This is a genomic window from Nostoc flagelliforme FACHB-838 (genome assembly GCF_014698065.1).
Classification (GTDB): Bacteria; Cyanobacteriota; Cyanobacteriia; order Cyanobacteriales; family Nostocaceae; genus Nostoc; species Nostoc flagelliforme_B.
Genome location: NZ_JACJSI010000250.1, coordinates 1 through 8,518, shown reverse-complemented (window position 1 = coordinate 8,518; position 8,518 = coordinate 1). Strand labels below are relative to the sequence as shown.

Below are 8,518 nucleotides of genomic sequence, written 5' to 3'. Positions count from 1 at the left end.
ACTAGGGCTAAGTTTCCGTCCAAGAAGCCAGTACATAAGGGGGCAGGAGTTAAATTGGAAACACTTACTTTTTCTGTAATCAATACTGCTTAGAGCTTAACCGAACCGTATTGAGAGTATAGTGAGGTACACCCGTAGGGGTACGGCAGTACCTACACATTGTCATGTAATGTTGTACCGCATCTGAATGGGAACTACTATCAGGTGGGGTAGTTCACCTCATTACATTTGCATGGAGCGATAAACCAAAGGTAAAGGTGAATCCAAGTTTTCTTGATTTGCTTGCTTTGTGACTGTAGTAATCAGGTGATGGTCTGGTGACAGATGACAAACAGGATCAGTGGCAGCAGCATTGTTTGTCAAAAGTAACGCTTGGCAACGGCAACCACCAAAATCAAGCTGGCGGCGATCGCAACTTTGGCAAGGTTCAGGCATCCATTCTGTTCCCCGGAAGCGATTAAAAGCAGATGATTCAAACCAAATCCAATCTAGTGAATGGTTGCGGACGTTAGCAAATTCTAGTTCTGGAATAGAACTGGCAGCTTGGCAAGGTAACACATCGCCATTAGGAGCGACAACTAAAGCTCGATTACCCCAGCCACCCATACATGGTTTGGGATAATCTTCATAATAGTCTGGAAGCACATATAAGATACCCATTGGGCAGATGTTGCGCTCTCTAGCTAATGCTACTGCGGCATCTGCTCGTTCTAACTGCTGGCGGGTGGGTAGTAAAACAGTACGGTTGCGATATGCCCAGCCATAATACTGAGTATTTGCTAATTCAACTCGGTCTGCTTTTAAAACCTCACATAGTTCTAAAATCTCATCAATCCTGTCTAGGTTTTGCCGATGCAGAACAAAATTAAGTGTCAGCGGGAAACCCAAAGTTTTTACTAATCTTGCTGCCTCTAGTTTTTGCTGAAAAGAAGGAGTTCCAGCAATATAGTCCGACTCAGCAGCACGACTATCTTGGATACTAATTTGTACGTGATCGAGTCCGGCATCACGCAGCTGTATAGCTCGTTCTGGAGTTAACAACGTAGCAGCAGTAATTAAAGTGGTATATAGTTCGGCTTTGGCTGCTGCGGCCACAAGTAATTCTAAATCTTTTCGTAGCAGTGGTTCGCCGCCGGTCAAGCCAAGCTGTAACACACCCAAGTCCGAGGCTTGCTGAATTACTCGCAACCAATCATCGGTGGAAAGTTCTTGACGATATTGGTTATCGCCATAATTAAGTGGGTTGGAGCAGTACGGACAACGCAGTGGGCAGCGATACGTTAATTCTGCTATTAAGCTTAAAGGTCTATCAATTGTCATAAAATTAAAATTGAACAATAATAAACAACACCCCGAATTCAATAAACGGCTGCCCAAATTCAATAAACCACACCCCGAATTCGATGAACATACCTTTGACATTTGGGCTTCTGCCTTAACTTGACATTAATGGCAAGATGCCCACCCCACAAGAGGTAGTTGGATATTTTTTTATTTGTCAGTTTTTAAACTAACTTCTGCCCCTTGGCTATTGTTTTCTACAATTAATAGTCCTCGTTGACTAATTCGAGAGAGCAGATTGCACACGTCTTCTAACACATTTTTGCCCTGGTACTGTTTCTCCAACTCTGCTGCGATCGCATTCAGAGTTCGCTCACCGTTACAAAGTGCTAGAATTGCTGCTGCTGTGGAGTTTAATTTTAGTGCCCCTTCTGGAATCAGAAGCCAATGCTGCTTTCTCAGATCATCCCAGCGTAAACGCACACCACGAACTAGGCGCGGTCGAGCATGATTCTCTATAGTACTCATTTAATTCGTAATTAGTAATTAGCAAAATCAGAACCCAATGCCTATGCCCCTATTTAATTTATTGGCGTTGCAGAGAAAGCGGGATGATTTGGCAATTTCTAAAATTCTCCCCCTGCTTCCTCTGCCTCCCCTGCCTCCCCTGCTTGCCCCAATTCATCCCACTGTTCTGCAACGCCAATTTATTCTCTATGCCCTTCTTGAGGTCTAGTATCGCCCTGTTCAATCGCCTCTAACTGGCTCCACAATAAATTGCACTTGAATACTAAAGCCTGTACTGCTTTCTCTTGAGACTCACGAGTTCGACAGTGTTTGAGGACTTGCTTGAGGGCATATTGAGCATCTCTGGGTGCTTGGTGAAGACGTGCCCGAAAGTAGTCAAATCCAGCAGGATCGATCCACGGGTAATGCTGTTCTAAGGCAACTAAGCGGACTCGAATGGCATCTGGGCCAAACAGTTCAGTCAGTGATGCAGCTACTGCCTCAATCCAAGGTCGAGTGCGACAAAAGTTAACGTAGGCATCCACTGCATATTGAACTCCTGGCAGTACGTGCTGGTCTTCTAACAGTTCCTGACGAGACAATCCTACAGCTTTACCGAGTTTTAACCATGCCTCAATACCACCTTCGCCCTCAGCTTGACCGTCATGATCGATGATGCGTTGAATCCATTCCCGCCGCACTTCTAAATCAGTGCAGTTTGACAAGATAGCAGCATCTTTAAGGGGAATACTTTTTTGATAATAAAATCTATTTGCTACCCAGCGCCGTACTTCTGTTGGCGTTAAATCACCACTGTTCATTCTTGCATGAAATGGATGCAGATGATGATAGCGGCGATGTTGCGATCGCAATACCGCCTCTAGTTCTGTCTGAGTCCACGGAAGAGGTTCTTTAACTAATTCCAACACGCTTTTTTTTGCACCTCAAAATTACAATTCGATGGTCAGACCATCGTAACCAACTTCTATGCCTGCGGCTTCAACAATTTTGCGTTCGTCTGAATCAGGTAAAAGAATTGGGTTAGTGTTGTTGATGTGAACGAGAATTTTCCGAGGACGGTTCAGTTTAGCAAGGCTTTTTAAACTAGTGTTAAGGGGTAAGTGTCCCATATCGCGGGCTTGCAGCTTGGATATTCCTAAAGCCAACAACTCATCATTTTCCCAGCAAGTGCCATCTACTAAAATGCAGTCACTAGACTCAAACCGTTCTAAGATTTTTTCGTCAAGTTCAGCTAAACCTGGAGCATAAGTAGCAACTTTTCCAGTTGTGCGATCGCGAAATGTCAAACCTATAACCCAAACTCCATCTAAATTTGTCTGGTGGCGCATATATTTTGGTGGTTTGGCTGCTAGGGGAAATACTTCCACTTCCAAACCATCTGCTCCATTCAACCCCAGATTTATAGGTACATGAGGTTCAAGCACAGACCATTCCACACCACAATAGCTTGCTAACGTAGACAGCAGGGGATAACCCTCTGTCAGAGCCTTACGTACTGTTTCTGTACCGTATACGCGCAGCTTTTCTGTAGATTCTCTGAGGATAACTAGCCCAGTGGTATGATCAATCTCTGCATCAGTTAACAAGACACCAGCGATCGGGCTTGACCGAATTGTAGACGGTTGTCCTTCCCGCAATTTCTCTAACTGCGGACGTACATCTGGAGAAGAATTGACCAAAAACCAAGGCTGATTATTTTCCCTCACTGCAATTGATGACTGGTTTAGCCAATTTACACCTGCACGATTTGTGCGGACTGCTTGACAATTAGGACAGTTACAATTCCATTGAGGAAAACCACCACCTGCGGCAGTACCAAGAATTTTTAGGAACATAAAAACAAAAAGCAGGTAGAGGTTTTAATTGGGCAATTAAACTTAATATTTACAACTATTGCCCATGAAGAATGTATGTGGTTATTTCCATACACAAGTCAAGCTCATCAAAATCTGGTTTTTCCCAATCAATTGCTGACTTAATATTTGGAGGAAGAAATGAGGTTCTAGCAGAGACATCCTCACTTAATTGTGAGCTATTGCTTTCTTGCTCTTGCATAGAGTGATTGTTTGTTTCACGAATCATTAGGGACACCTCTTGAAATAAATGTTCAGTTTTTAATTTGGCCTGCAATTAATTTTAGTAATTTTACTTACTATTTGTCTTATTTGCTGGCTCAAAATATCTTTACTTTACACTAAACTGCGTTAAACAAGAAACACACAGTATTTTTGCTGCTCTTGTACTATTTTTCATTATACGTATCAGTGAGAGTGGTTTGCAAAGTCGGAGATATAGTAAAAAAATTCTCAGTATACGCTGGTAGAACTCACATCTTGCACCTAACTGAGCAAACCCGTAAAAGGCGAATAAGAAGTACAAAAATACTTTTAGCAGTCAGTATCTGTTTATTAACTGCTTATTAACAGTATATACTGTTAAAACTTAATTTAACACAAATTTTTCAGGCACAAAGTTCCTTTTCCTGTAGAAACGTAAAACATAGCGTTTCTACATAATTAATGATTAATGGGACTCTAGATGAATTAATTATCTAGGATGATAGCTTGCTGCCCTTGAGGCGAAGTTGCATAACCTAAGAAAGCTTGAACTCCAGAAGTAGCAGAGTTTTTATAGACATAAAATAGCTGCCGTTGATAAGGATAACTATTTGCATCGGGAGTCAATCCATCAATGGGAACAAATCGCACTGTTTGTTGATTGGCAACCTGTGCAAAGGTAGCATAGCTGATGCCATCAGTTCCTAAAGCTTGGAGTAGGGGAGTTGTGGCATCTCGTGGTAGTGTTGCGATGTTTGGTGTTGTGCCAAAATTAGCTTTCTTCAACACTATTTCCTGAAATGCTTGATGGGTTCCACTAATTGCCGGTCGATTAATGACTCGGATAGTCCCATTGTTACCACCAACTGCTGACCAGTTGTTAATTTTTCCCTGAAATATATCTGCTACTTGAGCGCTGGTTAATCCTTGATTGAAAGGATTTGCTTTGCCAACCACCAGCGCGATCGCATCTTTTGTCACAGACACCGCCACTAATCCCTGACTCTGTTCTTGTGCAGTCAATGGTCGAGATACCGCCGCAATATCCACTCTACCCGCTATCAGATCCGCGATACCATTTTGAGAACCATTAGCACTAGTTACAACACTCGTACCAGGAAACTGCCTCTCAAATGCTCTTTTGAGATTTTGGTTAATTGTCACCATGCTCGTAGAACCGTCTATTTTTACAGTAGTACCGCTTGGTAATGAGCTTGGGGATGAAAAACTAGTAGAAGGTGTGTTGATTGGGGAAGTAATATTACTTGGTACTGCTTCCCGCTTGAAAAAGAACCAGTAACCACCACCGATTAAAGCTACAAAAATCAGGATAAAAACAATTGGAGGAGGAGCGCTTTTTTGACTTATAAATTTTTACTCTGATAATTTTTCAGTATTTGACTCAGTTAACATCTGCAAACGACGAGAAACTTCGTCATCTACAGTCATACGTTCTATTTCGGCTTGGAGTTTTTCAGTTGGGTTTTCAGATATTTCTGCTAAAGCGCCTGTCTGCAAATTTCGGCGTTCAACTGCACTTTTAGCTTTTTCAAAGTCACTTTTAGCCGAACCAATATCAAATTCATTATTAACTTTGGCAATCATCGCTAGTGCTTCATTCACCTCTGACATATCTTTCATATTTTGCATATCAGCTTTGTAGGTTTCTAGCTTCATGCGTTCCCGATTCAGCTTACCTTTAGAAGCATTTACAGATGTTTCAGCCTGTTTGACCATTTCCTCCAGTTTTGGCAAAATCTGCTCTGTCTGAATTGCTTTGGTCATTGCCATTCGCGCTGCTTCTGCATTACCACTTCGTTGGGCAATATTTGCTTGCTGCTCCAAAGTCCGTAATTCTTTGATTTTTGCCTCGTATTTATTTTTGGCTGTCTTGTAAGAACCTTCTTGCATGGCAACAGCTACAGCTAACTTTTGTACCGATTCTTGCATTGATTGCAATGATTTTTCAGCCACGGCTACAGCCACCTTACCACCAGATTCTACTGGCATTCCCCATAGCCAATTCCAAGTACCAACTATGGTTCTTCCTGCTTTTTCACCCATTAACCAGTACATAGCTTTTTTCATTTATCACACCTATCTCACGAAGAGTGGTTTTAATCAGATACAGCAAGTTTTATCCTTGTGGCTCTTATTAGATTTACATCCAGTATTTTTATTTTTATGAAATGAATTAATCAAAAAACTCAGATCCCGGACATCTTAAAGAAGCCAGGGATCTTTTTGTTAACGACTAAATCGACGCAAAACCTTAATCTCAAAGGCTTTTGGGTTTTAGCTTAACTGCGTGCCACGCTCTTTATGAATTTTCTCTAGCAAGAATAATAAAAACTTGTTGATATTTATAAGATTCACACGTAATAAGTGAATTAAAAATCAGGTAAACTCAAGCTGCAAAAGCTTTATTGTCTTTCAGGTAATTAACAGGTACAGCAGCTTGGGAGAATAATCCTTGTGGATGAACAACTGAAAAAACTGATTGATAATGTATGCTGCTACCCAGACCCCAGTCCAGAGAGGCAGAAAGCCTTAAATAGACTGCTTATGCTCATTCAACAACTCCCTGGCATTTATAAGTCTGGACACCAAGACTATTTAGAAGCCTTAAATCAAACTTGGGAATGGGTGAGCCGGAAGATTTGCGAGTTTGAAGCGCGCTCGCCTTCGTTCCAACAAAGCCTAGTAACTTGGATTAATGGCTATCTTAAATGGCGCATTAAAGATTTGTATATAGCAGATAGTAATTATACCATAAGTTTAGACAGACTTACCCGTAACAATGAGGGTGACGAAACAACACTACTAAATATCTTGCCAGATCGTCAGTCAGAAAGTATTTCTTTAGATTTGCTGGATATCAAAATTGCCCAAATCCAAGAAGTTGAGCGCCAATGCCTTGGTCAACGCATTTGGCAATATATTGAGCAAGATCAAGAAGGTAAATTAAAAGCCAGTCATCCGCGTAAAAATCCTGAGTGCCATTGTCACTTATTGACAATGCGGTTACTTCTACAACAACCACCTCATAAAATAGCTGATATTGCTAGAGAGTTAAATATAAGCAATCAAACTCTTTACTCCCACTGGAAGAAAAATTGCCTTCCCCTGTTAAAAGATATTGGTATGAATTTCGGATCTGACTCATGACTAATACACAATCGCCTATTTTAAGCGTCCCTCTCCCCAAAAATGCCCACCGTTGGGCTGAGGAATTTGCCGCCCAGCAAGATAGTCTCCAAAAAGGAAAACAAGTTTATCTCAACACTCTAGCTGTTTATGCTGTTCACAGTTATCTCAAATGGCTAAATATTGAGACAGCGCTGAATCAAGGCGATAGCTGGCATCGCGGTTTAAGGGCAATTTTTGATGTTGCTGACTTAGTATTGCCGGGAGTTGGTAAGCTTGAATGCCGTCCAGTTTTACCGGGTGAGGTTGCTATCGTCTTACCTCCAACCATGATACAAGACCGCATTGGTTATGTAGGAGTTCAGTTTAGTGAGCAATTAGATTATGTAGAATTGTTAGGATTTCTTCCCGCAAGGGAGATGACTGAATCACCAGCAATATTTGAAATAGCACAACTGCAATCTTTTGATGCTCTGATTCAGATGATACATAAGCGAAGGCTATTAATAAATCTGCGTCAATGGGTTACGGGAATCTTCGAATCAGATTGGCAAGCCCCAGAGTTAGTATTTGCTAACAATTTTAGAAGCAGTAGTACAATGACTCGCCCTTCAACTAACTCTATCAGTCGGGCGAAAGTGATTGACCTGGTTCGGCAAGTACTCTTATTGGTACAATTAACACCCACGGATAGCGAAGTTTTTGATATTCGCCTACGAATTTATCCCGCTGATGATGCGATTCATTTACCCCCAGATTTACAACTGATTGTCATAGATGCAGATGGAAACACTGGCATGGAAGTGCAAGCAAGAAGTGCAGATGACTGGATGCAAGTAGAGTTTAGTTGCCAGCACGAGGAAAAATTCAGTGTCAAGATAGTGTTAGGGGAAACAAGCCTGATGGAAGAGTTTGTTGTTTAAAACAAACAAAAGGAGACAGTAATGGCGACCGTCAAGTTGAAACTAAGACGCAATTCACCAGATGGATTTCTGGTAATTCTAACAGCGAAAAGCTTGGATGAAGAAACAGAAGGGTTTTTACCTCCATTACCACTAAATTTAGAATCATCCTTTAATGAATGGCAGTCAGCATATCGCCAAATCGAGGCTGTGCGTTCTTGTGCTACGTTCCGTCTCACACCCAAAAGTGTCACAATTCATTCTCACGCGGCACACACTTTAGCAGTGAAAGACGAGCTAAATCAATGGCTGAATACTTACGATAGCAGGTGGGGGCCAATCCGGGATAGATTAATTGCGATCGCACAACAATTGCACCATTCAAATGATGAGATTCGTGTCATTATTGATGCCAAAGATATCGACTTGCGTCGCCTCCCTTGGCAAGAATGGAATTTATTTGAAGAACACTATCCCAATGCCGAAGTTGCAGGGTTAGCGCGTCTCAAACCCTATTGACAAGCGGACTTACCTGATCAGCAGTCAAGTTAGAAACAAAGTGCCACTATCCAGGCTAGGGTAAGATTTAATCCATCTAGCCCC

At 41.7% G+C, this 8,518-nt stretch carries 10 protein-coding genes; 3 read left to right on the top strand and 7 right to left on the bottom strand.

Translation table 11 applies throughout. From position 1 onward, the window contains the following. Positions 1-222: 222 nt before the first annotated feature. The 7 genes from pqqE to H6G97_RS39435 form a co-directional block, all read right to left on the bottom strand. Positions 223-1,320 (bottom strand): pyrroloquinoline quinone biosynthesis protein PqqE, encoded by a 1,098-nt coding sequence (gene pqqE, locus H6G97_RS39465; protein ID WP_190946089.1) that lies wholly within the window; start codon positions 1,318-1,320, stop codon positions 223-225. A gap of 171 nt (positions 1,321-1,491) precedes the next feature. Further along, positions 1,492-1,809, bottom strand: coding sequence for a pyrroloquinoline quinone biosynthesis peptide chaperone PqqD (gene pqqD / locus H6G97_RS39460; RefSeq protein WP_190946088.1), 318 nt, complete (start codon positions 1,807-1,809; stop codon positions 1,492-1,494). Positions 1,810-1,988: 179 nt separating this feature from the next. Then, entirely contained in the window at positions 1,989-2,717 is a 729-nt protein-coding gene (gene pqqC / locus H6G97_RS39455; protein ID WP_190946087.1) for a pyrroloquinoline-quinone synthase PqqC, read from the bottom strand. A gap of 21 nt (positions 2,718-2,738) precedes the next feature. After that, entirely contained in the window at positions 2,739-3,644 is a 906-nt protein-coding gene (pqqB, locus tag H6G97_RS39450) for a pyrroloquinoline quinone biosynthesis protein PqqB (protein WP_190946086.1), read from the bottom strand. A 55-nt stretch (positions 3,645-3,699) separates the two neighbouring features. Then, complete coding sequence (gene pqqA / locus H6G97_RS39445; protein WP_190946085.1) at positions 3,700-3,891, bottom strand: pyrroloquinoline quinone precursor peptide PqqA; 192 nt, start codon at positions 3,889-3,891, stop codon at positions 3,700-3,702. A 461-nt stretch (positions 3,892-4,352) separates the two neighbouring features. Next, on the bottom strand, positions 4,353-5,234 hold the full coding sequence (locus H6G97_RS39440; protein ID WP_190946090.1) for a phosphate ABC transporter substrate-binding protein: 882 nt from the start codon (positions 5,232-5,234) through the stop codon (positions 4,353-4,355). Between the two features lie 6 nt (positions 5,235-5,240). Continuing rightward, a complete protein-coding gene (locus tag H6G97_RS39435) occupies positions 5,241-5,954 on the bottom strand; it encodes a PspA/IM30 family protein (protein ID WP_190946084.1) in 714 nt (237 codons plus the stop codon). A 387-nt stretch (positions 5,955-6,341) separates the two neighbouring features. Between H6G97_RS39435 and H6G97_RS39430 the strand changes: the two genes are divergently transcribed. Genes H6G97_RS39430 through H6G97_RS39420 form a run of 3 tightly spaced genes read left to right on the top strand, consistent with a single transcriptional unit; the run spans position 6,342 to position 8,434 of the window. After that, entirely contained in the window at positions 6,342-7,034 is a 693-nt protein-coding gene (locus H6G97_RS39430; protein WP_190946083.1) for a helix-turn-helix domain-containing protein, read from the top strand. Further along, positions 7,031-7,936 carry a DUF1822 family protein gene (locus tag H6G97_RS39425; RefSeq protein ID WP_190946082.1) on the top strand — a complete coding sequence of 302 codons (906 nt, stop codon included), beginning with the start codon at positions 7,031-7,033 and terminating at the stop codon, positions 7,934-7,936. The genes H6G97_RS39430 and H6G97_RS39425 overlap by 4 nt, the downstream gene beginning before the upstream one ends. 21 nt (positions 7,937-7,957) lie before the next feature. Next, positions 7,958-8,434, top strand: a complete 477-nt coding sequence (locus H6G97_RS39420; RefSeq protein WP_190946081.1) for a hypothetical protein — start codon at positions 7,958-7,960, stop codon at positions 8,432-8,434. Positions 8,435-8,518 lie beyond the last annotated feature (84 nt).

Excerpts from the sequence above, each read along its gene's own strand:
- H6G97_RS39435 (WP_190946084.1), bottom strand. The coding sequence starts at position 5,954 with ATGAAAAAAGCTATGTACTGGTTAATGGGTGAAAAAGCAGGAAGAACC.
- pqqB (WP_190946086.1), bottom strand. The coding sequence starts at position 3,644 with ATGTTCCTAAAAATTCTTGGTACTGCCGCAGGTGGTGGTTTTCCTCAA.
- H6G97_RS39420 (WP_190946081.1), top strand. The coding sequence starts at position 7,958 with ATGGCGACCGTCAAGTTGAAACTAAGACGCAATTCACCAGATGGATTT.
- pqqA (WP_190946085.1), bottom strand. The coding sequence starts at position 3,891 with ATGATTCGTGAAACAAACAATCACTCTATGCAAGAGCAAGAAAGCAAT.
- H6G97_RS39425 (WP_190946082.1), top strand. The coding sequence starts at position 7,031 with ATGACTAATACACAATCGCCTATTTTAAGCGTCCCTCTCCCCAAAAAT.
- pqqD (WP_190946088.1), bottom strand. The coding sequence starts at position 1,809 with ATGAGTACTATAGAGAATCATGCTCGACCGCGCCTAGTTCGTGGTGTG.
- pqqE (WP_190946089.1), bottom strand. The coding sequence starts at position 1,320 with ATGACAATTGATAGACCTTTAAGCTTAATAGCAGAATTAACGTATCGC.